The organism is Myxococcus hansupus, from assembly GCF_000280925.3.
GTDB classification, from domain to species: Bacteria; Myxococcota; Myxococcia; order Myxococcales; family Myxococcaceae; genus Myxococcus; species Myxococcus hansupus.
The window spans coordinates 2142101-2165830 of the sequence record NZ_CP012109.1 but is presented as its reverse complement, the minus strand read 5'-3'; the positions used below and the strand labels follow the sequence as shown (position 1 = coordinate 2165830).

10 protein-coding genes and 3 pseudogenes are annotated in these 23730 nt (G+C 70.9%); 6 read left to right on the top strand and 7 right to left on the bottom strand.

What is annotated here, in order from left to right; all coding sequences use genetic code 11:
* The first annotated feature begins 97 nt into the window (after nucleotides 1-97).
* Nucleotides 98-3772, top strand: coding sequence for a serine/threonine-protein kinase (locus A176_RS08925; RefSeq protein ID WP_002634186.1), 3675 nt, complete (start codon nucleotides 98-100; stop codon nucleotides 3770-3772).
* 1 nt (nucleotide 3773) lies between these two features.
* Here the strand turns inward: A176_RS08925 and A176_RS08920 are convergent, their stop codons facing one another.
* From A176_RS08920 to A176_RS08910, 3 genes are all read right to left on the bottom strand, one after another.
* A complete protein-coding gene (locus A176_RS08920) occupies nucleotides 3774-4124 on the bottom strand; it encodes a hypothetical protein (RefSeq protein WP_002634185.1) in 351 nt (116 codons plus the stop codon).
* Nucleotides 4125-4307: 183 nt separating this feature from the next.
* A complete protein-coding gene (locus A176_RS08915; RefSeq protein WP_002634184.1) occupies nucleotides 4308-4655 on the bottom strand; it encodes a hypothetical protein in 348 nt (115 codons plus the stop codon).
* A gap of 191 nt (nucleotides 4656-4846) precedes the next feature.
* Complete coding sequence (locus tag A176_RS08910; protein WP_002634183.1) at nucleotides 4847-6457, bottom strand: sigma 54-interacting transcriptional regulator; 1611 nt, start codon at nucleotides 6455-6457, stop codon at nucleotides 4847-4849.
* Nucleotides 6458-6620: 163 nt separating this feature from the next.
* On the opposite strand from A176_RS08910, the gene A176_RS08905 reads away from it, so the two are divergent.
* From A176_RS08905 to A176_RS08895, 3 genes are all read left to right on the top strand, one after another.
* Nucleotides 6621-7394 (top strand): alpha/beta hydrolase, encoded by a 774-nt coding sequence (locus A176_RS08905; protein ID WP_002634182.1) that lies wholly within the window; start codon nucleotides 6621-6623, stop codon nucleotides 7392-7394.
* Between the two features lie 141 nt (nucleotides 7395-7535).
* Nucleotides 7536-7970, top strand: a complete 435-nt coding sequence (locus tag A176_RS08900) for an SHOCT domain-containing protein (RefSeq protein WP_226994253.1) — start codon at nucleotides 7536-7538, stop codon at nucleotides 7968-7970.
* Nucleotides 7971-7991: 21 nt separating this feature from the next.
* Nucleotides 7992-8522: a DUF3592 domain-containing protein gene (locus tag A176_RS08895; protein WP_002634180.1), complete on the top strand. Its 531-nt coding sequence runs from the start codon at nucleotides 7992-7994 to the stop codon at nucleotides 8520-8522.
* Between the two features lie 10 nt (nucleotides 8523-8532).
* Here the strand turns inward: A176_RS08895 and A176_RS41015 are convergent.
* From A176_RS41015 to A176_RS08870, 4 genes and pseudogenes are all read right to left on the bottom strand, one after another.
* A pseudogene (locus A176_RS41015) lies at nucleotides 8533-10028 on the bottom strand (DUF4388 domain-containing protein).
* A gap of 19 nt (nucleotides 10029-10047) precedes the next feature.
* Nucleotides 10048-11898: a GGDEF domain-containing response regulator gene (locus A176_RS08885; protein WP_002634178.1), complete on the bottom strand. Its 1851-nt coding sequence runs from the start codon at nucleotides 11896-11898 to the stop codon at nucleotides 10048-10050.
* A gap of 38 nt (nucleotides 11899-11936) precedes the next feature.
* Nucleotides 11937-12787, bottom strand: a pseudogene (gene dapF / locus A176_RS37845) (diaminopimelate epimerase).
* Between the two features lie 24 nt (nucleotides 12788-12811).
* The gene (locus A176_RS08870) at nucleotides 12812-19792 is read right to left on the bottom strand and encodes a methyltransferase domain-containing protein (RefSeq protein ID WP_044890628.1); all 6981 of its coding nucleotides are present in this window, start codon (nucleotides 19790-19792) and stop codon (nucleotides 12812-12814) included.
* A 104-nt stretch (nucleotides 19793-19896) separates the two neighbouring features.
* Here A176_RS08870 and A176_RS08865 point away from each other — a divergent pair, with 104 nt between their 5' ends.
* Complete coding sequence (locus A176_RS08865) at nucleotides 19897-20757, top strand: hypothetical protein (protein ID WP_002634175.1); 861 nt, start codon at nucleotides 19897-19899, stop codon at nucleotides 20755-20757.
* A 427-nt stretch (nucleotides 20758-21184) separates the two neighbouring features.
* Nucleotides 21185-23697, top strand: a pseudogene (locus A176_RS08860) (ribonucleoside-diphosphate reductase subunit alpha).
* The last annotated feature ends 33 nt before the right edge of the window (nucleotides 23698-23730 follow it).

Below are 23730 nucleotides of genomic sequence, written 5' to 3'. Positions count from 1 at the left end.
GGGAGGCCCACACCTCCCCCGTTGGGGCCCTCCGCCGGCCTCGTGGGCCTCCCGGCGGTTTTTCCCCCCGCCACGCGCCAGCCCGTATGCTGGGGCCGTGCACGTGGCGGGGCGACTGAGTGAGACGTACGAGGAGGAGCTCCTCCTCGCGATGGACGAAGGGCTGCTCTCCGGTGAGGAGGCCGCGGCCCTGCGTGAAGAAGCCCTGCGTCTGCGGCGTGGCCCCCTGGACCTGCTGCGCGAACGGGGCCGGCTCTCCGAGGACTCCGTGGTGGCACTGCGCGGGGAGCTCTCCGCCGAGAGCACCGACCCGGGCGCCGCCCGCCCCCTGGAGGCCGCCACGCTGACGCCCGTCACGCCGGGTGTCGCGCCGCCAGCGGCCAGCAGCGAGGTGGACGAGTCCGCCTTCCCCATTCCGGACTGGGACCGCTACCAGTCCGTGCGCTTCCTCGGGCAGGGCGGCATGGGCCGCGTGTTCCTGGCGTACGACCCGATGCTCCGGCGCAACGTGGCGCTGAAGTTCGTGCGCGGCGACGACCCCGAGCTGGCGCGGCGATTCCTCTCCGAGGCCCGCGCCCAGGCCCGCGTCCGGCACGAGCGCGTGTGCGAGGTCTACGAAGTCGGTGAGGCGCGGGGCCGTGGCTACATCGCCATGCGCTTCGTGGACGGGCAGCCGCTGGGCCTGCTGGCCCGCACACTCACGCTGGAGCAGAAGGTGCTCGTCCTGCGCCAGGCCGCCGAGGGCGTCCACGCCGCGCACGGCGCGGGGCTCATCCACCGCGACATCAAGCCCGGCAACATCCTGGTGGAGCGAACCTCGGACGGCGGGCTGGCGCCCTTCGTCATGGACTTCGGTCTGGCGCGCGACTGGCGCGAGGAAGGCGCCGCGCCCAACGCCGTGCAGGGCACGCCGCACTACATGGCGCCGGAGCAGGCCCGAGGCGAGGTGTCCCGACTGGACCGTCGCGCGGACATCTACGCGCTGGGCGCCACGCTGTACTCACTCCTCACCGGCCGGCCGCCCTTCACCGGCGCCACCGAGGTGGAGGTCATCACCCGGCTCCAGAACGAGGAGCCGGTGCCGCCTCGCGCGCTCGACGCGGACATCCCGTCGGATTTGGAAGCCATCGTCCTCAAGTGCCTGGAGAAGCAGCGGCCCGCCCGCTACGACTCGGCGCGGGCGCTGGCGGAGGACCTGCAACGGTTCCTCGACGGCGAGCCCGTCCTCGCGCGCCCGGGCCTGGGCTACCGCCTGCGGAGGAAGGCCCGCAAGCACCGGGTGGCGCTGACGCTGGGCTCCACGGCGCTGACGGTGGTGCTGCTCGCATTGGTCCAGGCGGCCGTCGCGCGCGGTGAGGTGGCCGAGCGCGAGCGCCTCACCCGCCGCTTCACCGAACGCGTGGAGCGCATCGAGGCCTCCGCGCGGTACTCCGCCCTCTCGCGGCTGCATGACACGCGCGAGGACCGGCGCGAGCTGCGCGCCAGCATGGACGCGCTGGAGGCCGAGGTGCGGGAAGCGGGCCCCCACGCATTGGGCCCCGGCCAGTACGCCCTGGGCCGCGCGCTGCTCGTCCTGGATGACCGCGAGGCCGCGCGCACCCGGCTGGAGGCCGCCTGGGCCCAGGGCTACCGCGAACCCCGCGTGGCCTGGGCGCTGGCGCAGGTGCTGGGGGACCTCTACCAGGAGCGGCTCCTGTTGGACGTGGAGCGCCGCAGCCCCGAGCAACGGGAGCTCCGCCGCAAGGAGCTGGAGCAGAACTTCCGCGATCCGGCCCTGGCCTATCTGCGTCAGGCCGAAGGCCCCGACGTCCCCGTGCCGCCGATGTACGTGAAGGCGCTGTTCGCCTTCTACGAAGGCCGTCACGAAGAGGCCCTCACCCAACTGGAGGCCATGGGCCGCGCGCAGCCCTGGTTCTACGAGGCGCCGCTGCTGCAAGGGGACGTGCTGCTCGCGCGCGCCACCCAGCGCTGGCACCAGGGCGACAAGGCGGGCTCGCAAGAGGACCTGGACGCGGGCCGCCGCGCGTACGCCACCGCCATCGCCACCGCGGAGAGCCAGCCCACGGGGCACTACGTGCTGGCGCGCCTGGAGCTGGCCACGATGGTGATGGCGCTCTACGGCGACGGCGATGTGCTCCCCCATTACGAACGCGGCGTGGAGGCCGCCTCCCGCGCGCTCGCCGCGGCGCCGGACCACCACCGCTCGCTGGTCGTCATGGCGCGGCTGCACCGCCGGCTCGCGGAGCAGCGCATCAACCAGGGGCGCGAGGACGCGGAGCCGCTGCTGGAGAAGTCCATTCTCTCCGCGCGAGAGGCCCTGACGTTGGCGCCGCCCAGCGACCGCGTGGCCCTGGAGCTGGCCATCTCGTACCGGCTGTGGGCCCGCTACCGGCAGGAGCGCGGGCATGACCCGGCCGAGCAGCTCCGGCTGGCCATCGAGGCCTTCGAGCGCCTGCGCCCCGAGGAGCGCGACTACGCCTTCCACGCCAACCTCGGCTTGACGTACCAGGTGTGGGCCGACGCGGAGGCCGAGCGCGGCGTGGACCCGCTGGAGCACCAGGGCAAGGCCATTGACGCGTACCTCGCGGCCATCCGCGTGCGAGAGAATCAAGCGGACGCGTGGATCAACCTGGGCAACGCGTTGCGCAGACGCGCGTCGACGCCGGGCGCCACCGACGCCGAGGGCGACCTGACGCGGGCACGCGATGCGCTCGCGAAGGCGCTGGCCCTCAACCCGGGCAACGTCGTGGCCAGCTTCCGGGGCGCGGAAATCTCCGAGCAGCTCGCCCGCTGGCGCGCCAACCACGGCGAGCCCCACGAGGCGGACCTGGAGCAGGCGCTGGCCCTCTTCCGCCAGGGGCTGGGCATCAACGCGAAGCTGCCTCCGCTCCACAACGGACTGGGCGCCGCGCTGTTGTGGCAGGCGGAGCAACGCTGGGAGGAAGGCGGCGACCCCGAGCCCTTGCTCCAACAGGCGCAGGCGGCCTTCGAGGAAGCCCGGACGCTGGCGCCCAAGCAGGTGTACGCCCACAACAACCTGGGTGAGGTCTGGACGATGCGAGCCGCCTTCCAGTCCGCGCGCAGGGAGAATCCAGGCCCGAGCGGACGCGGCGCCGTGGAGGCCTACCGGCAGGCGCTCGCGCTGCAACCGAAGGACGCCGACCTCTGGGCCAACCTGGGCCGCGCGCAGACCCTGCTGGCGACGTGGAGCCTGGAGACGGAGGGCGACCCGAAAGCGGAGCTGGCGAGGGCCGAGGAGTCCCTGACGCAGGCGACGACGCTGAATCCCCGCCAGGGCCACGGGTGGCGCAACACCGGCGAGGCCCGAGCCCTCAAGGCGCGCTGGCTGGCGCGGCGTGGCACGGCCCGGGACGCCGACTTCGAGCTCGCGGCCCAGGCCTTTCAGCAGGCCTTGTCACTGGAGCCCCGGCGGCACGACTACCGGCTCGCCGCCGCGCGGTTCCACTTCGTCTGGGCGGACTGGCGTCAGCAGCGGAGCGAGGACGCGGCGCCGCTGCTGAACCAGGGGCTCACGCTCGTGACGGAGGTCCTCGCGGACCGGCCCGGCTGGGCCCGGGCCCAGGCGCTGCGAGGCACCGCGCTGCTCGCGCTGGCGGCGACGCACGCCTCCACCGAGCAGCGGCAGGCCTGGCGCACCGAGGGACAGGAGGTGTTGCGGCAGGCACTGGCCCGCAACCCCCACCTGGAATCCGAATGGAGAGGCCGGCTCAGCGCGGCTCGCGAGCCCCTGGCCGGCCCTCCCACGCCCTGAATCACACCGCCTTGGGCGGGTCCGTCGTCACGTCGAGGTTGCCGTTCTTCGTCTCCAGCTCCGTCCCGTGCTTGTGCGCCTCGGGCAAGTCGGGGAGCACCACCGTGAACGGGTACGAGCCCACCGCGGCCCCGTCGGACACGGGGTCCTCGCGCTGGGAGGCGGACAGCGAGGTGTTGCTCAGGCTGAACGACGCCGTGTTGTCCAGACACGCGGGGGGATTCACCGTCACGTCCGAAGCGCCGCCCGCCATGTTGATGGCGAAGCGAACGGTGTCTCCATGACGGACCTTGTTGTCGGGGATGTAGCTCAGGTTTCCGGACTTGTTGATGACGACGGTGACGATGGCCATGGGCCGTGGCTCCTGTGCCCCCAACGGGGCGCGTGGTGAGGTACTGCGGGCTGGGATGTGCAGGCACCGTACCAGACAGGTATGTCGCGTCATCCCTCGAACACGCGCCTCGAGGTCGGGTTCCAGAGCCGGATGGACGCGTCAACCGAACCCAGCAGGTTCGGTCTGACACGTCAGGTGGACTCAGAGCTCCGGCGGATCCGTCGTCACCTCGAGGTTGCCGTTCTTCGTCTCCAGCTCGAGTCCGTGACTCCGCGCCACCTCCACGGAAGGAACCAGCACCGTGAACGGATACGAGCCGACCGCGGCCCCAGCCGCCACGGGCTCCTCTCGATTGAGGGTGTGCAGGGAGTGAACGTTCAGTGTGATCTGCTCCGTTCCCTCGAGGCAGGTGGGCGGATTCACCGTCGCATCCGAGGCCCCGCTGACGACATTGAGCGCGAAGCTGACGGTGTCCCCATGCCGGACCTTGTTGCTGGGAAGGTAGACAAGGTCCCTGTTCTTGCTGATGACGACGGTGACAATGGCCATGGGCAATGGCTCCTGGGCGAGGCCCCGCTGGGGCCATGTAAGGGATTGCTGCGCGCCGTGAATTGCAGACACCGTACCAGACAGGTCAGGCGCGGCGCCCTGCTCGCAAGCCCCTCCCCGGCCCGTTGGCCGGAGCCGCCCTGGACGCGTCAACCCAACCCATCAGGTCCACGCTGACGCGTCAGGCGAGGCTACCCCGTGCTCAACCCCAGCTCACGCACCCGCCGCTGGAGCGCGCGCTTCGACACCTCCAGCCGCTGCACCATCTTGTCGAGGTCTCCCTCGCACTCATGGAAGCAGCGGGTGATTTCCTCGGGGCTCAAGTCCCGCGCGGTGCGCAGCAGTGAACTCTTGTCGATGAGGACATAGACGGAAGGCCGGGGGATGCCCAGCCAGTCCGCGGTGGCCTTGAGATCCCAGGAGCACGCGCGCAGGGCCTCCAGCAGCTCCTGCTCCCCCACGTCCGCGGGCTTGCGACGCGCGGCCTTCACGCCGTCCCCGTCCTCCCCCTCCACCGGCGTCAACGGCCGCCCGGGCAGCGGCTGCGCCTCCGCGTCCAACATCTGCTCCAGCCGCGCGTCGGCGCGCAGCCCTGGCAGGCCCCGGCTGCCAATGACGAGCTGCCGGGTGATGTTGCGGAGCTGCCGGATGTTGCCGGACCACGCGTGGCGCACCAGGCGGACCGCCAGGGCCGTGGGCAGCCACGGCTCGGCGCGAGGGTCCGCCGTCGTCAGCCGGCCCCCCTCCCCCGTGGCGTCCAGCTCCTGCCGGGCGAAGTGGTGGAAGAGCAGGCCAATGTCCTCGCGGCGCTCGCGCAGCGGCGGCACCAGGATTTCGAAACCCGCCAGACGGTGCAGCAGCGGCGCCTTGAACAGCCGCTCCTGGATGCGCGCCTCCAGATGCGCGTCCGTGGCGGACACGAGCCGCACGTCGACGGGCACCGGCGTGTGTCCACCCACCGGATAGATTTCGCCGGTCTCCAGCACGCGCAGCAGCGCCGCCTGGACCTCGGGAGGCGCCTCGCCGACCTCGTCGAGGAAGAGCGTGCCGCCCTGCGCCGCCCGGAAGAAGCCTTCTCGATCCCTGCTGGCGCCCGTATAGGCCCCGCGCTGCGCGCCGAAGAGTTCGGCTGCGACCAGCTCCTTGGCGAGCGCGCCCAGGTTGACGCTGACGAAGGGCCCGGTGCGGCGCGGGCCGCTCTCGTGAATGGCGCGCGCCACCAGCTCCTTGCCCACGCCCGTCTCGCCCCGGATGAGCACCGGCACGTTGAGGTCCGCCACGCGGACGATGTCCTCCCGAACGCGGTGGATGCCTTCACCGTGTCCGACGATGCCCAGGTCCAACGGGCTCGCCTGGCGGAAGGACGAGGCCAGGTGGAGCAGCAGCACCACGCGGTCGGCGAGCACCAGCGGCACGCCGGCGGACAGCTCCTCGCGTGAGAATTCGCGGCCGCCTTGGACAGGCTCGTTGGCCACCCGCACCTGCGTCCCATCCTCCGGCACCCGCATCCGGACGCCGCCCCGGGGGCCGGGCTCGAACTCCAGCGGCTTGCGGCTGAGGAACGGGTCCCCCAGCGGCAGGGCCATGAGCCCTCCGGGCCGCGCGAAGTCCGGCGCGTTGCGAGACAACGCCGCCGTGCGCCCCTGCGCCGCGAGCACCTCCATCAACAACCGCTCGCCGATGCGCTGCGGCTGCGGATGGGACACAATCGTCAGGGCGGGCACGGAGAGCGCCACTGGCGTCTGCCCGTCCTGCGCGCGGCCCGCGGTGGTCGACATGTCTGCGGCGAGTTTCTGCTGCATGGGTATTCGCGTGAGTCCTGGGATACCCGTTGAGCCTACACCTCCGGGAGCCCGAGCGCTGGTTCATCCTTCGAGGAAACGTCGTGAGAATCCCGTGGGTTGGGGGCTGGATGGCGTGGGAGGCACGGCCTATCCTCCCCGCCGCTGACAACCTTCGGACCCCATGGGCTACGTCCACATCCTCCGAGACTTCGCGTCCCCGCATGAGGGGCGCCCGCGCACGGTGCGCATCTACACGCCCGCTGCGTATGACACCTCACCTGGCAGGTCCTTTCCCGTCCTCTACATGCATGACGGGCAGAACGTGTTCGCCCATCCGGAGTCCGCCCTCTTCGACACCTGGTGCGCCAACCTCACGCTGGAGCGGCTGGTGGCGGAGCGCCAGGCGGAGCCGTGGCTCATCGTCGCGGTGGACTCCACGCACGAGCGGCTCTCCGAGTACTCCCCCTGGGACGAGCCGCGCAGCAACGTGGCGGCCGGCGCCGCGCCCTACGTGCGCTTCCTGGTGGACACGCTGATGCCGTACATCGAGCGCACCTACCGCGTCCGCCACGGACCCGAGTGGACGGCGACGATGGGCGCGTCCATGGGCGGCCTCATCTCGCTGCACCTGGGCCGGACGCATCCGGAGCAGTTCGGCCGCATCGGCGCGTTGTCCCCGTCCGTCATGTGGGGCTGGAACCGGATGTTCTCCGAGTGGTCCGAGCACACGCGGCAGTGGTCGCGCATCTACCTGGACGCGGGCACCACGGAGACGGTGGACCCGGTGGGCTACGTCATGCGCTACGGCGAGGCGACGCGGGACTTCCACCGGCACCTCCAGTCCCTGGGCTACGCGGACCACGAGCTGCGGCTGGTGCTCGAACCCGGCGGCGAACACCACGAACGCGACTGGCAGCGACGGCTCCCCGAGGCCATGCGCTGGCTGCTGGAGTAACACCCCGCGCTCCCGACATGTCGCGCCATGGTGGTAGGGTGTGCGCGACATGACGTATCTGCTTCCATCAACGCCCACGGAGTTCTTCGTCTACCTCCTTGTCGGCGGCGTCCTGGCTGGGATCGTCTGGTACGTCGGGGCGTGTTCCGCGACCTGGCGGTGGCGAAGCGGGTGCTCCAGCACGGTGAGGACGCCGAGGCCACGGTGCTCGAGTTGCGCGACACGGCCTTGCGCATCGACCGCCGCCCCGTCTTCGACGTGCACCTGGAGGTCCGTCCGCGAGGACGCGCGGCGTATCGGGCACGAGCGAAGGAGCATCTGGGCCGCCATCAGAACTCCGCGTGGCTGGGCAGGGGCGCGCTTCTGAAGGTCAAGGTGGACCGGAACGACGCGAGCAAGGTCGCCATCGTGGGCGCGGCCGTGACGGTGACTCCCAACGCCGTGGTGATTCAGAGCCTGCCTCCCGCGGCGGATCCGGTGAAGGCCATGCAGGACCTGCAGACGCTGTTGGACAAGGGCCTCATCACCTCGGAAGAGTTCGAGGCGAAGAAGGCTCAGATTCTCGCGCGCATCTGAACGCGTGCATGGAGGTGATGGGTGGAGAATCGATTCGGTACGCTGTTGATGCTCCTGTGGCTGGGCGTCATCGGCATCGTGGCCTGGTTCATGTACCGGTCACATGCGAAGAAGCAGCGCCTCCGCGAGCACGGCACCGCTGGCGAGGCCACCATCCTCCGGATGGAGCGCACGTCGATGCGAGTCAACAGGCGATACGTCTACGACTTCCTGCTGGAGTTCAAGGTGCCGGGTCGCCCCCTCTACAGGCGGCAGCACCGCAGCCGGGCGCATGATTGGAACGCCTTCATCCTGGAGCCCGGCGTGCGTCTCAACGTGAAGGTCGATCCGAACGACCCTCTGCAATTCGTCGTCATGGGGGCCATCGGGCAGCAGCGCCCCCAGAGCATCCAAGCCCTGTTCGCGGTATCCCAGGGGTACTCCGAGGCCGGGGGCGTGGCGCCCTCGGACCCGGTCAAGGCGTTGAAGGACCTCCAGACGATGCTGGACAGCGAGCTCATCACGCAGGACGAGTACGCCCAGAAGAAGGCGGCGATTCTCGCGCGGATGTGAAGCGCCCCGGCTACACGATGGACGCGGCGGCCCGCTGCACCTGGGGCACGCCGGGCAGCGTGGGCGCCGGGTTGAGCGCCTGGACCAGCAGCGAGCGCAGCGCGTCCGCCAGGTCATCCCCCGCGCCCAGGGCCCCCGCGGGGCACCCTGCAACGCCGCGGGGACCTCCGCGCCCACCACCACGATGGGCATCCGGGACTCCCAGGCGAGGTAGTGCGCGAGCCGCACCGAGGGCTCGGCCACGTCCATCAGCAGCGCGCCAAGCGCCCCCGCCGTGAAGGGACGCCACAGGGGGCGCGCCGCCTCGGCGGGAGGGAGCACGCAGAAGTCCAGGCGCAGCACCTCGCTGAGCACCAGGCGCCCCAAGGTGCCGAAACCGCTCTTCACCGCGGTGGGCTCGGCGGACAGCGCCTCCATGCCGGGCATGCGCGAGAGCACCCGCCGCGCCGCGCTCGCGCCACTGCCGCACACGAAGATCTTCGCGGTGGCCACCTTCGCGGGCGCCCGCGTGCGCAGAAGCCGGCCGCGCAGGGCGTGGACCTCCGCCGCGCCCAGCAACTCGCCGGTCGCCGCCTCCACGCCGTCCCCATCCGCGGCCTTCGCCACGCCCCGCTGCATCAGCGTGGTGAGGACGTTGAGCACTTCCAGGTCGGTGGCCGGCGCCAGGTCCAGCACCTCACCCAGGGCGCGCGGCTGGCGGAGCAGATCCACCACCTGCTGCGTCACCGGGTGCTGGTCGCCCTGCAGGTCCGCGTCCGGCGCCAGCATCAGCCGCGTGTGGCGCGGGGCAGGCCCGGCATCAGCCGGGTCACCTCGTCCGACTGGCGCATGCCTTCCAGCAGCGCGTCATCCATGCCGCGGTTGATGCGCGGCTTCGCCACGTTTCCGCCCGGCGAGAAGGTGAACGTCCCATCCCCCACGCCAGCAGGCGGAACAGGGCCTTCTCCCCTTCCACGCGCCCCAGCTTCGCATTCACGGGCGGCCTTCGGCGACGGCGATTTCGCCCCGGTCGTTGCCACGCTCCAGCGACAGCCGGCCGCTGCGCCGGTTCATCCCGAGCAACTGCATCAGGTCCGGGATGCTGAGCTGGCTGAGCGAGCCTTCGATTTCCTGCTGCTCGCTCTTGAGGTCCTTGGCCGCCTCGCTGCGGCGGAAGATGTGCTCGATGCGGCTGAGTACTTCGTCCAGGTTGAAGGGCTTGCGCAGGTAGCCGTCACGCAGGCCGCGCAACCGGTCCGACTCGAAGCTCGCGGTGGTGAGCACCACCGGGATGTCCTCGGTGCGCGGGTTGGTGCGCAGAATCTGGATGAAGGTGCGCGCGTCGAGCAGCCGGCAGGCCTCGTCGAACAGCGTGAGGTCCGGGTGGCGCAGCACCGCCACCTCCAGCGCCCGCGAGCCATCCGGCGCGTAGTGCACCTGATACCCCTTGGTGCGCAACGCGCGAGACAGCGAGCGCACGGACTCGAGGTCGGGGTCTGCGATGAGAATCTTCCGGACCGGGGCCACGGTGGCGCTCCGCTTCGTATCAGTAGGGCTGCAGGTCGTATTCGGCCTGCAGCTTGGAGATGAGCCCGTCCACCACCGCGGTGTCCGAGGTGTGGAAGCCCCACGTCGCGCCGTGGCCCCGCCGCTGGATGAGCGCGTACGCCGCGTTCTCGGAGAGCCAGAGGATGAACTCGTGCCGCGTGATGCGGTCGTCGCCCTCCAGGAACACCGGGGTCAGCGCGGGGTGCGACTCCAGGTCCACCCGGCGGCCCAGCAGGTAGATGCGCGACGACAAGTCAGGCGGCGCGGACTCCAGCCCCGCGGCGATGGGCAGGTCCGTGCGAATCTCCGGCCCGCCCACGTAGAGCAGCCCTCGCGAGCCCGGGTCTCGCATCATCTCCCGGGCAATCTCCGCCTGGAGTTCGTCGAAGAGGACGTCGGACACCTTGCCCCGGCGGCTGGGCTCGGAGCGCTCGTCCACCGGCAGCCGGGGGCTGTTGGGCGTGCCGAGCAGCAGGTCCACCTCGTCCCAGAAGGGCAGCCCGTCCAGCATCAACCGGCGCTGGAGCGACGCGCGGCGCTCGTCCATGCGGCGGCGGCAACGGTGCACCAGCTCGTCGAAGTCCTCGCCGTCCTTGGGGAAGGTGCTGGCGCCGCCCACCAACATCAGGGGCAGCCGCTGCTCCACCTCCATGGCCTCGGGCTCCTCGCGGACGGCGGCCACGGCGCGGCGCACGAACATCAGCGCGCCGAAGAAGTCCGTCTCCGGCAGCAGGAGGTAGAACTCCTGGTCGCTCGCCTTCGCGATGACGTCCGAGTCGCGGATGATTTTGCTGAGCGCCTTGATGATGCCGCGCACCGCCTTCTTCGCGTCCGCCGCACCCTGGCGCACGCGCACCAGCGGCAGGTTGTCGATGGAGAAGGTCAGCAGCGAGAAGGTCCGGCCGTACCGCCGCGCCTTGTAGATCTCCTTGGACGCGTAGTCGGTGAAGTAGCTGAGGTTGTACGCCGCCGTCTCGCGGTCCCGCAGGCCCAGGCGCTGGAGCGCCAGCATCTTCCGGCCGTTCTTCAGGCCCACCGCGGCGAAGTCCGCCAGCACGCGCGCATCGCGGACGTGCTCGGGACGGAAGTCGCCGCTCAGCGGGTCGGAGAGCTGCGCCAGACCAACGACCTCCCCCGACGCCACCAGCGGCACGTACATCACCGCCGAGCGCTCGTCGCGGGCCGACCAGGGCTGCGCCTCACGCAGGCGTCCGGCGAGCGGCCCCTCCGGGCTCATCTTCTCCGCCAGGAACTGCCGGTCGAGCAGGCCCCGGTAGGCGCGCAGCACCAAATCTCCCCGGTCGTCCGTCACCCACAACGCGGCGCTCTGCGCGTCGCAGATGGCCGCCAGCTCGGAGGTGAGGCGCTCCTGGAGCCATTCCAGGTCGGGATGAGACAGCAGCTCCAGGCAGCGCTGGTGCAGGTTGTGGAAGCGGGCGAACTCGAGGTTCTCGTCGCGAAGCTGCGTGCGCTCCCGGCGAAGGGACGCGCGCTCCAACGCGCGGTCCACCGCGAGCAGCATGTCGTGGGCCTCCACCGGCTTGGTGAGGCAGTCCGCCGCGCCCGAGCGCAGCGCCATCTCCGAGCCTCGAAGGTCGGTGCGCTGGCTGACGAGAATGACCTCCTGGTCCGGGTCCCGCTCACGCAGGCGGGCGGTGAGAGCGAAGCCGTCCACCCCCGGCATCACCACGTCGGTGATGACCAGGTCGAACGGCGTACGGGCCGCCTCTTCGAGCGCGAGCGTTGCGTTCTCCACCACGACCACGCGATGCCCATGACGCGAGAGCAGGTCGCTGGCGAGCTGACGGAAGAACAGGTCGTCGTCGACGACGAGGATGGGTCCGGCCACGGCGCGTTCTGACCTGGGGGCGAGAGGAACGCGGGAGGTTACCGGCCCGAGGGAACCGCGACAACGCCCTCGAAGACAAAGGCCACCGGTCCACGGAGGCGGATGTCGGACAGGTCGGCGGGGACGCGGATGCGCAGGTCGCCCCCGGCAGGGTGACGCGCAGCCAGGCATCCGCCGGGAGCCGCTTTGCGAGCACCGCCGCCACCGCGGACGCACACGCCCCCGTGCCACAGGCCTGCGTCAAGCCGCAGCCCCGCTCCCAGACAACCACGGTGAGTCCGTCCGAGTCCACGCGGACGAACTCCACGTTGGTGCGGTCCGGCCAGGACGGGTGGACCTCCAGGAGGGGGCCCATCCGCGATGCGTCCTCCAGCGGCTGGTCCAGGAGGACCATGTGGGGGTTGCCCATGCTCACCGCGTAGGCGCGCAGCGGCGGGTGGCCCGGCACGAAGGCGTCCAGGAAAGGCTGACCCGTGGCGCCCGAAGGCAGGTTGGGCGCGACCAGCCGGGCGGGGCCCATGGAGATGTCCACGCCCACCACCCCGCCCTCGCCATACGAGGGGAAGCAGGTGAGCACGCCCGCGCCCGTCTCCACGTCGATGTGGCCCGGCGTCGTGCCCGAGGTGTCCACCAGGTACTTCACCGCGCAGCGCAGGCCGTTGCCGCACATCTCCGCGATGCTGCCGTCCGCGTTGTGCACGACCATCCGGGCAACGCCTCGGTCCGAGGGCAACAGCGACAGGACGCCGTCGCCGCCAATGCCCAGGCGGCGGTCGCACATCCACCGCGACGCGGCGGCGTCGATGTCCTCGCCGGAGCCTCGACGGTCCAGCACGACGAAGTCATTGCCCAGGCCCTGGTACTTGAAGATGCGCTCGCGAGCTTCCACGGACGCAATCCTAGTCGCGAGCGGCTACTCGCGCTCGTCCGGCTTCACGGAGGGCCGCTGAGGCGGCAGGTCCAGGGCGGGAATCGCCGCGCGCGGGGGCCTTGCCGGAGGCCGGGCGGCCGGTGCCGGGGTGGCCGCGGGGCGGCTGGACATCGCGTTGCGGACGGATTCGGCGCCGTCGTCTCGCTGGGCGGCGGCCCGCTCCGCCTCGTGGTCCGCGAGCTTCTGCTGGAGGTCTTCGACCAGGGACTGGAGGAGTTCCATCTCCGCGGCCATCTCCAGCACGGCCTCGGGCTGGGAGGAGGCCTTGAGCGACTCCACGGTGGCGAGCAGCGCGGTGCGCTCCGCGTCCACGGCGCTCAGGCGGTCCTGCTGCTCTTGGAGCTGGGCGTTGAGGCCCTGGAGTTGCGCTTCGAGCTGGGCGCGCTCGGACTGGAAGGCCGCGAGTCGGTCCTGCTGCTCTTGGAGCTGGGCGTTGAGGCCCTGGAGTTGCGTGTCGAGCTGGGCGCGCTCGGACTGGAAGGCCGAGAGCTGGCTGGCGGCGCCACCTTCGCGCTGCTGGAGCTGCTGGGTGGCGGCTTCGAGCGACTGGGCGAGCCGCGTGCGCTCCGCGCGCTCCGCATCGAGGATGCGGACGGCTTCGGTCGAGGCGGTTTCGAGGGCCGTGACGCGGCCTTCGAGGCGGACCCGGGCGGCACGGGCCACGGTGAGGTCGGACTGGAGACGCTCCCGGTCGGAGTCGGCGCGCGCGAGCTTGTCCTGGGCGGCGTGGAGCGCGGCGCGCTCGGCGGAGGCGGATTCCAGGTTGGCGCGCAGGGTCTCGAGCTGGGCCGTGAGTTCTGCGAGGTGGGCGCCTCGCGAGGCGCTGTCGGCCTCGGCCCGGGCCGCGGCATCGGCGAGCTGGGAGGCGCGGTCGCTGGCTTCGGCGAGGCGCGAGGTCAGCGCATTGCGCTCCGCTTCGGCCTGGGCCGTGAGTTCGGCGAGACGGACCTCCAGTTCGGTGCGCTGTGCCTCGGCCTCGGTGGTGACCTCGGCGAGACGGGCCTCCAGTTCGGTGCGCTGTGCCTCGGCCTCGGTGGTGACCTCGGCGAGACGGGCCTCCAGTTCGGCGCGATTCGCTTCAGACTGAGTGGAGACCTCCGTCAGGCGAGCCTCAAGCTCGGTGCGCTGCACTTCGGCCTGAGTGGTGGCGTCAGCCAGCCGGGCCGAGGTTTCGGCACGCGCGGCATCAAACTGGGCCGTGACCTCGGCAAGGCGAGACTCCAGGTCGGCACGCTGCGCGTCGGTCCGCGCAGTGCCGTCAACGAGCCGGGCCTCCGCATCCGTGAGCTGCTGCTCCAGCGCCGTGCGTTCAGCGGCGAGGCGATCCGCCTCGGAACGCTGCGCCTCGGAGCGGGCGGTCACCTCGGTGAGCTGCGCTTCGAGCGCGGCGCGGGCTGCTTCGGCGCGCGACTGGAATGCAGTGAGCTGGTCTCCGAGCGCGGCACGCTCGGTCTCCGCGCGAGACTGAACCTCCGTGAGCTGTCCTTCGAGCGCCGCACGTTCGGCATCCAGCCGAGACTGGACCTCCGCAAGCTGCCCTTCGAGGGTGGCGCGCTCAGCCTCGGAGCGCGACTGGGCCTCCGCGAGCTGACCTTCGAGCGCGGCGCGCTGGCTCTCCGCGCGGGATGTGACGTCCGCGAGTTGGGCCTCCATCTCGGTCCGAGCGTGAGTCAGCCCCGCCGTCGACTCCGCGAGCTGGGCCTCCAGCGCGTTCGCCCGAGCCTGCTCCGCGGTGACGGACTCAGTCGCCCGCGCCAGTTCAGAGCGCAGCGTCTCCAGCACCGCGCGCTCCGCTTCGAGCGAGTTCTCCATCGCGGTGGCCTTACCCGCGAACCGGCGCGCCGTCTCGAGCTGCACCATGAGCAGCTCGGCATTCTCGCGCTGCGCGGCGAGCCGGTCCTGCGCGTCCACCAACTCCGCATCGAGCCGGGCGATGTGCATCCCCCGCTCGTTCACGGCCGCCATGGCGCGCTGAAGCTGCGTCCCCAGGCGCATGTTCTCCTGCCGCGCGACCGCCAGGTGGGTCAGCTCCTGCTGCGCAGCGGCCAGCGCCGACCGGCTCTGCTCCCGGTCCGCGGCAAGCGCCTCCAGTTCGCCCTGCGACTGCCCGGCGCGAGCGAGCGCGACGTCTAGCTCGCGCTGGAGCTCCGCCATCCGCTCCTGCGAAGCCGTTTCCAGCCGAGACAGGGCCTCACGCGCCTCGGCCAGCGCTTCCGCATGTTGCGCCGCCCCCGCCTCCCCGTCCGCTCGAAGCCCGGCAACCTGAGTTTCCAGCGCATCGATGATTCCAGCACGCTCGGCGAGCTGCGTGTCCGCGGCGCTCCGAGCCTGCTCCAATTCGGAGAGCGACTGGGCCAGCGCCACGGCACGTGCCGCGTCCGACTCCTGCGCGGAACGCGTCTCCGCGAGCCGGGCCTCCAGCGCCGTACGCTGCTCCTGAGCCGCGCCTTCCATCCAGGTCCGCTCGGACTCGAGCCGCGAGACAGCCTCGCGAAGCTCCTGCTCGCGAGCCTCCGCCGCCACGCGCTGCGACTCCAGGGCGCGTTCCTGCTCGGCCATCACGCGCTCGGCGGCCGACAGACGTTCCTGCCGCGCCTGGTCCCTCTCGGAGGCCTCCGCATGAACACGGGCCGCCTCCTCTTGGAGCCGAGCCAGCGCGTTCCCGACCTCGGCCCGCGTCTGTTGCTCCGCCTCGAATGCCGAGCGGGACTGGACCAGCGCGGCCTCGGCCTCCGCACGAGCCCGCTGCTCGGCGTCGAGCGCCGCGCGGAGCTGCGCCAGGGTGGCCTCGGCTTCGGCACGAGCGGACTGCTCGGTCCCCAATTGCGCCTGGACGCGAGTCAGCGCCGCTTCACCGTCTCCACGGCCCTGCCGTTCGGCCTCCAAGTCCTGCTGCGCGACGACGAGCGACGCATCCAGGTGGGCTCGGGCCGAACGCTCGGCGGTGAGCGCCTCATCGAGTTCCGCGCGCGCGGTGCGTTCCGTCTGAAGCTCGGCCTGCGCGAGTGACAGCGACGATTCAAGCCGCGTGCGAGCCTCTCGCTCCGTGGCCGTTTCGGCCTGGAGTCGGGTGACGACCTCATCCGCCCCGAAGGCACGCTCCCGCATCGCGGTGAGCTCCGCGACCAGACTTTCTCGGTGCTCACGTTCAGAGGAGAATCGCTCGCGAGCCTCGGACAGCTCCGCCAGCACCTCCTCATGCTGGCGCCGGGCAGCGGCGAGCGCGGCCTCCGTCTGAGCCCGCGTCTCCGCTTCCGAGGCGTGCTGAGCCAGCGCCTCGGAGAGCGCCGTCTCCAGTTCGGCGCGCCGCTGGGCCTCCTCGCGCTGGTGCGTCTCCGCCGTCGTGAGCGCCGACTCGACGTCCTCGCGACGCCGCGTCTCCTCCAGATGCCGGGCTTCGGCCTCCGCGAGCAGGGACGCCACATCCTCACGTCGGCGCACCTCCTCTAGATGGCGAGCCTCAATCGTCGAGAGGACCGACTCCACGGCTTCGCGCCGCTGGGCCTGTTCAGCGTGGCGGGCCTCGACGGCCGACAGCGAAGCTTCCACCGCCTCCCGTCGTTGCGTCTCCTCGAGATGCCGCGCCTCGGCCGCCGTCAGCGCAGCCTCATGCCGCCGAGCCTCTTCAGTGAACCGGGCCTCGGCCGCCGCGAGCGCCAACTCGACTTCCTCGCGCCGCCTCGACGCGTCCGTGAACCGTGCCTCGGCTTCTGAGAGCGCTGACTCGACGCCCTCACGCCGCTGCGACACATCTGTGAAACGGGCCTCGGCTGCCGCGAGCGCCGACTCGACATCCTCACGCCGCCGCGACGCGTCCGTAAACCGTGCTTCGGAATCCGCGAGCGCGGCCTCGATCTCCGCGCGTCGCTGCAACTCCTCTGAGTGGAGGGCCTGCGCCGAAGCCAAAGCGGCCTCGACCTCCGCGCGGCGCCGCGACTCCTCTGAGTGGAGGGCCTGAGCCGAAGCCAGCGCGCCCTCGACGTCCGTACGCCGCTGCGACTCCTCTGAGTGGAGGGCCCGCACCGAAGCCAGCGCGGCCTCGACGTCCGTACGCCGCTGCGACTCCTCCGAATAGAGGGCCTGCGCCGAAGCCAGCGCGGCCTCGACCTCCGTGCGTCGCAGCGACTCCTCCGAGTGGAGGGCCTGCGCCGAAGCCAGCGCGGCCTCCACCTGAGCGCGATGCTGTCCCTCGGCTTGGAGCTGCGACTGCGCATCAGCGAGCGCGGCCTCCCACCGAGCGCGACGCTCCTCCTCGGCGGCCAGAGCCTCACGAACCTGCGACAGCGCCTGACGCGCCTCTTCCAGACCCGACCGGGTCTCCGCCAGCGCCGTCTCGGCGCCGCCACGCCGCTCCCGCTCCGCGTCCAACTGCGCGCGCAGCGTCTCCAGGGCACTGCCCGACTGGACGCGCCCTTCCTGCTCGGACTCCAGCGACGCCCGCGCATCCGCGAGAGCCGTCTCCAACTCGGTGCGCCGCTGAACCTCCGCGTCCAACGCCTCGCGGGTCTGCGCGAGGGTGGCCTCGGCATCCGTCAGCCGCTGTGCCGCGCTCTCCAGCTTCCCACGGGCGAGCCGCAGTGCTTCCTCGACAGCGGCCCGGGCCTCGCGTTCGGAGTCCAGCTCCTCACGCACCTGTCCGAGCTGCTCTTCCGAGGCCTGCCACTCACCATGAGCGGACTCCAATTCGGCCCCAACAGCCTGGAGCGAGGACTCCAACTCCGCCGCGCGCTCCAAGGCCTGCCGCCCCGCGCGTGCGTTCGAGGAGGCCTCCGCCTCCAGCTCCACCACACGCCGGACCAGCGCGCCGCGCTCCTCTTCCAGTGCCTGCCGCTGGGCCTCGACCTCACCCTTGGCGGAGACGCCATCGAGGACCTGCTGCTCCAATGACAGGAGCCGCGTCTCGACCTCCGCCTTCGCGGAGCCTGCCTCCAGAAGCTGCTGCGCCAGCACCTGTCGTTGAGCCTCGACCGCGTCCCTGGCGGAAACAGCCTCCTGGAGCTGCGCCTCCAACGCCCGCAGCCGGCCTTCAACCTCCTCCTTAAAGGAAGCAGACTCCTGGACCTGCTGCTCCAGCGCTCGAACCCGCGACTCGGCCTCGACCTTGGAGGAATCTGCCGCCTGGAACCGAGCCTCGACCTCCGCCTTCGCGGAGACCCCATCGAGTACCTGCTGCTCCAGCGCCGCCGCGCGAGCCCGCTCCTCCTCCAGCTCACGCTCCAGCGTGGCCAGCCGGGCCTGAAGCTCCGCGCGCTCCGTCTCCAGCGCCTGTCCAAGCCGCGCCTCGGTCCGCGCGCGCTCCGCCTCCAGCACGTCCAGCCGCTGGGTGGCCTCGTGAAGCGACTCCTCCCACTTCTGCGCCGTGGCCCGAGCGGCCGACTCCGCACGCGTCAGTGCCTCCACGTCCTGCCCCAGCCGAGCCTGCGCCTCGCGAGCCGCGGCCAGCTCCGTCTCCAGGCCGCGGACCTCCGACAGGAGCGCCTCCAGGCGCGACTCCGTCTCCTTGCGAGCCCCTTCCGCCGAAGCCGTCCGCTGCCGGGCATCCGCCAGCTCGCGCGCCGTACGCGCCAGCTCCGCGTCCTTCACGGAGACCGCGGCCCCCGCGTCGCGAGACAGGTCCTCCGCCCGAGCCGCCTCCGCCTTCAGATGCTCCACGGCCGCCAGCGCCGCCGAGTACTGCTCGGCGATGCGAAGCTCCCGGTCCCTCGCGGCCTCCGCGGCGCGGCGACGGTCCTCGGATTGCTCCACGGCGCGCTCGGCCGCCAGCCGGTCCCGCTCGCGCTCGATGCGCAGCGTGCCCTGCTCCTCCTGGAGATCCCGCACCTGCGCGTACGCCTGCGTCAGCCGCTCGCGAGCCTCCTCCAATGAGGTCGCCGTCTCCTCCCGCCGCGCGCGCTCCAGCCGGAGCGACTCCTGCGCCGAGAGCAACTGCACGCCCGCGTCCGCCTGCGCCCGCTGCGCGGCCTCGACCTCCAAGCGCTGCGCCGCGAGCCGCCGGTCCACATCGGCCAGCCGCTCCTGCGCCACCTGGAGCTCCAGCTCGCGCCGCCGCAGCTTCCCGGACAGGTCATCCCGCTCGCGCTGCGCCTGCTCACTGCCGCGCGACTGCTCCAACTGCGCCGTGAGCCGGGCCACATCGTCGCGCGCCGTCTCCAACGCCGGCCGCAACGAGACCGCCTCCGCCTCCCGGTCCGTCAGCTCCGCGCGGAGCTTCGTCAGCGCCTCCTTCAGTCGGCCACTGCGCTCCTCCCAGGACTTCGCGCGCGCCACCACCTCGTCGAGCTTGCCCCGGGTGAAGGCCAGCGGCTCCGGCGGGAGCTGCACCCACGTGGGGTCCACCACGCGCGAGGGCTCCTGCCCCGCCACCACCAGGAAGTACGCGGCCTCGCTGTGATGCACGAGCGTGCCATCGACTTGAAGCCCCTCGCCCCGTTCGAAGGCGAGCTGGTAACCCAGCACCGGCGACTGCGTGGCCACCTCCACCTGCCCGAAGTGGACCGACAGCGCGTCCAGGAGCTGCCCATAGGTGGGCGGCACCGTCTCCTCGGCCTCCAGCAACTGGGGCAGCGCGAGCCCGGCGACGTTGCGCAGACCGCCCAGCAGGAAGCCCTGCCGCGTCACCAGCCGCGCCAGCTCCGCGAGCAGCTCCGGTGCCTTCACATAGGGCGCCAGGTCCGCGATGAGCACCACGTCGAAGCTGCCGGACTCGAAATCGTCGTAGACGTTGGCCCGGAACCGCAGGTTGGGACCGCCGTGCGCCTTTTGCGCCGCCTCCACCGCCGCTACATCCCTGTCGCACGACACGACCGCGCGCGCACCTCGCTCCACGAGGAAGCGTGCGCTCTCGCCCCCGGTGGAGGCCACGGCATCGACTTCCAAAACCCGTCGACGGGCGAAGAGGCTCTCCGCGAAGATGTAGCGGGGCAACAGCTCACTGGGCCCCAAGCGGCGGAATGTGTGGTGCATCGGTGTGTTCGGGAGTGGGAGTATACCCCCGGGCACGCGAGCCCCAAGTTAAGCGCCGGAGCCGGAAATCGGCTTCGCGCTCGCACGTCAGGAGGGCAGGCGACATGAACGGAAACGCACAACAGGGATTCGGCTATCGGGCGAGGCGCACCTTCACGCGGTTGCTCGTCTTCACTCTCATCCTGGGCCTGGGCGGCGTCGTCGTCTTCCTGCTGTCCCAGCTCAACGCCCGCACCTTCACCCTGGCGCTCCAGGACGGGCAGCTCGTCGTCATGAAGGGCCGCAACGCCCCCATGGGCGCCCTGCCCTACCGCACCGGGGACCCGCGGCTGGCGGACGCCTATGCCCCCATCGCCATCGAGGGCCAGGACGTCTCCACCCTCCTCACGCGCAAGTTCACCGACCGGGACGAGCTGGACCAGGCCCTGTTCCCCGTCCTGGAGTCCCTGGCCCGGCCGCGCATCGCGTCGGATGAGCCGGCCCGCGTGGACCAGGGCCTCTACTACCTCCGCCGGGCGGAGAAGCTCTCCGGCATCACCGAGGAGCAGCGACTGACGCTCCAGAAGCACATGGTGGACGTGGCCTACTACCAGGCCCGGCAGAAGCTGGAGGACGCCCGCCGGCTGGTCAGCGAGGCCCTCACCCAGCTCAAGCTCGCCGCGGAGAGCCAGAGCCGCAACGCGCGCAGCGCCAACCAGATGCTGACCGCCGTGTCGCCACCCGCCCGTGACCTGGAGGAAGCCCTGCGCCGGGCCGTGCACAGCCTCAGCGGGCCCCAGGCCGCGCCGCGGCAGCCCACCCCCGCCGAGCCCCAGCAGGCCGCTCCCGCCGCGCCTCAGCCCGCGCCAGAGGCCCCCACGCCCCAGCCCGAGACGACGGGCAAGGCCCTGGACGAACCCGCCCAGGGGACCACCGGAACGGATGCGGGAGGTGTGATCCAACCGCCTCCTTCGGGCGCTTTCTGACCGTCCACGGTGGATTCCAGAGGGCCCACACTCCACGTCCCTGCGTGTGACAACCGAGTGTTCAACGTGTGACGCGGAAAGTGTGTTGGAGATCGATCATAGATTGCACGGCGCATGCCGGAGCAAACACTAGATCTCGCGTTGACAGGCTGGGTACCCCCCCATAGCTTGTGGCTGGTCGATGGCACCCCACCAGCCGATGTGGCTGGACGACGGGGAAGAGGAGGGATTGTGGGTTTCTTGCGCACAGCATCGGTTTGGCCCATAAATCCCCCCAGTTACACCGTCGTTTCCGACCGCTAGCCCGCTCCGCCCGGAACGGGTTCTACCTGAACAATTTTCCAGTAACGTGGTGGGGAAGTCCGCTTCCCTGGACAGGCCTCGTGTCTGTCCGAAGCGCCCTGCTTTTGTCTGGAGTGAGCCGCTCGTGAACTTCGATACGCCCGTGAAGCCCGCCGCCAACATGTCCGTCCCGCCCGTCACCTCCGGCAGCCCCACGCCGACGACGACCGCGCAGGCCGGCACCGCCGTCTCGGCCGCTCCGGTCTCCGAGACGACGGGGGTGACTTCGGCGCCACGTCGATGCGCGTGCGCAAGCGCAACGGCGGCGCGGAGACGGTCGACCTCAACAAGATTGTCCGCGCCGTGGGCCGCTCCTGCGCGGGCCTGCCCCGCGTGGACGCGATGCGCGTGGCCACGAAGACCATCTCCGGCCTGTATGACGGCGCCACCACGCGCGAGCTGGACAGCCTCTCCATCCAGACGGCGGCGGCGCTCATCGTCGAGGAGCCCGAGTACGGCCGCCTCTCCGCGCGCCTGTTGGCCACCTTCATCCAGAAGGAGGTCAGCAACCAGGACATCCACTCCTTCAGCCAGTCCATCGCGGCGGGCCACAAGCACGGGCTCATCGCGGACCGGCTGCTCCAGTTCGTCCAGGCCAACGCGCGCAAGCTCAACGCGGCCATCGACCCGACGCGCAACGACCTCTTCGAGTACTTCGGCCTGCGCACCGTCTACGACCGGTACCTGCTGAAGAACCCGCAGACGCGCGAGGTGCTGGAGACGCCGCAGGAGTTCTTCCTCCGCGTGGCCAGCGCGCTCAGCGGCGACAACGTGAACGAGGCCATCGAGCTGTACCGGCTGTTCAGCTCGCTGGAGTACCTGCCCAGCTCCCCCACCCTGTTCAACTCGGGCACGCGACACGAGCAGCTCTCGAGCTGCTTCCTCCTGGACTCGCCCGCGGACGAGCTGGACGCCATCTACAAGAAGTACTCGGACATCGCGATGCTGTCGAAGTTCTCCGGCGGCATCGGCGTGGCGTACCACCGGGTGCGCGCGCGCGGCTCGCTCATCAAGTCCACCAACGGGCACTCCAACGGCATCGTCCCCTGGCTGAAGACGCTGGACGCCTCCGTGGCGGCGGTGAACCAGGGCGGCAAGCGCAAGGGCGCGTGCTGCGTGTACCTGGAGACGTGGCACGCGGACATCGAGGACTTCCTCGAGCTGCGTGAGAACACCGGCGACGACGCGCGCCGCACGCACAACCTGAACCTGGCCAACTGGGTGCCGGACCTCTTCATGAAGCGCGTGGAGGCGGACGGCGACTGGAGCCTGTTCGACCCCAAGACGGTCCCCCACTTCACGGACCTCTACGGCGACGCCTTCGAGCAGGCCTACGCGAAGGCCGAGGCGGACGGCCTGGCCATGCGCAAGGTGAAGGCGCGTGACCTCTACGCCCGGATGATGAAGAGCCTGGCGCAGACGGGCAACGGCTGGATGACCTTCAAGGACATCAGCAACCGCAAGAGCAACCAGACGGGCAAGGACGGCAACGTCATCCACCTGTCCAACCTGTGCACCGAAATCCTGGAGGTGACGAGCCAGGGTGAGACGGCGGTGTGCAACCTGGGCTCGCTGAACCTGGGCCGGATGGTGAAGGACGGGAAGTTCGACTTCGAGCGCCTGCGCGCCAACGCCCAGTTGGCCATGCGTCAGCTCGACCGGGTCATCGACCTCAACTACTACCCCATTCCCACGGCGGCTTCGTCCAACCAGCGCTGGCGCCCGGTGGGCCTGGGCCTGATGGGGCTCCAGGACGTCTTCTTCCAGCTCAAGCTGGCCTTCGACGCGCCCGAGGCGCGCGAGCTGTCCAAGCAGATTTCGGAGGAGATCTACTTCGCGGCGCTGACGACCTCCTGCGAGATGGCCGAGCAGTACGGCGCGCACACCTCCTTCCCGGAGACGCGGGCGGCGAAGGGCGAGCTCCAGTTCGACCACTGGGGCGTGGTGCCCACGGACATGGCGCGCTGGGACGCGCTGCGCCAGCGCATCATGAAGCACGGCCTGCGCAACTCGCTGATGATTGCCATTGCCCCCACGGCGACGATTGCCTCCATCGTGGGCTGCTACGAGTGCATCGAGCCGCAGGTGTCCAACCTGTTCAAGCGCGAGACGCTGTCGGGTGACTTCCTCCAGGTGAACCGCTACCTGGTACGCGACCTCCAAGCGCTGGGGCTGTGGAACGAGAACGTCCGCAACCGCATCAAGATGGCGGAGGGCAGCGTGCAGGACATCACCGAGCTGCCGGAGAACCTGCGCGCGGTGTACCGCACGGCGTGGGAGCTGCCGATGCGCTCGCTGCTGGACATGGGCGCGGACCGCGGGGCGTTCATCGACCAGAGCCAGTCGCTGAACCTGTTCGTGGAGACGCCGAACATCGGCAAGCTCTCCTCGATGTACTTCTACGCGTGGCAGAAGGGTCTGAAGACGACCTACTACCTCCGCTCGCGGCCGGCGACGCGCATCGCCAAGGCGACGGTGGGCGCGGGTGGCGGCGCCAGCGTGGCGCAGGCGGCCCCTGCCCCGGTGGCGAAGGCGACCGAGGCCGAGGCGGTGGCCTGCTCGCTGGAGAACCCCGAGGCGTGCGAGGCCTGCCAGTAGGCCCCGGACGTTTCGCCTTAGAACGATTGAGCT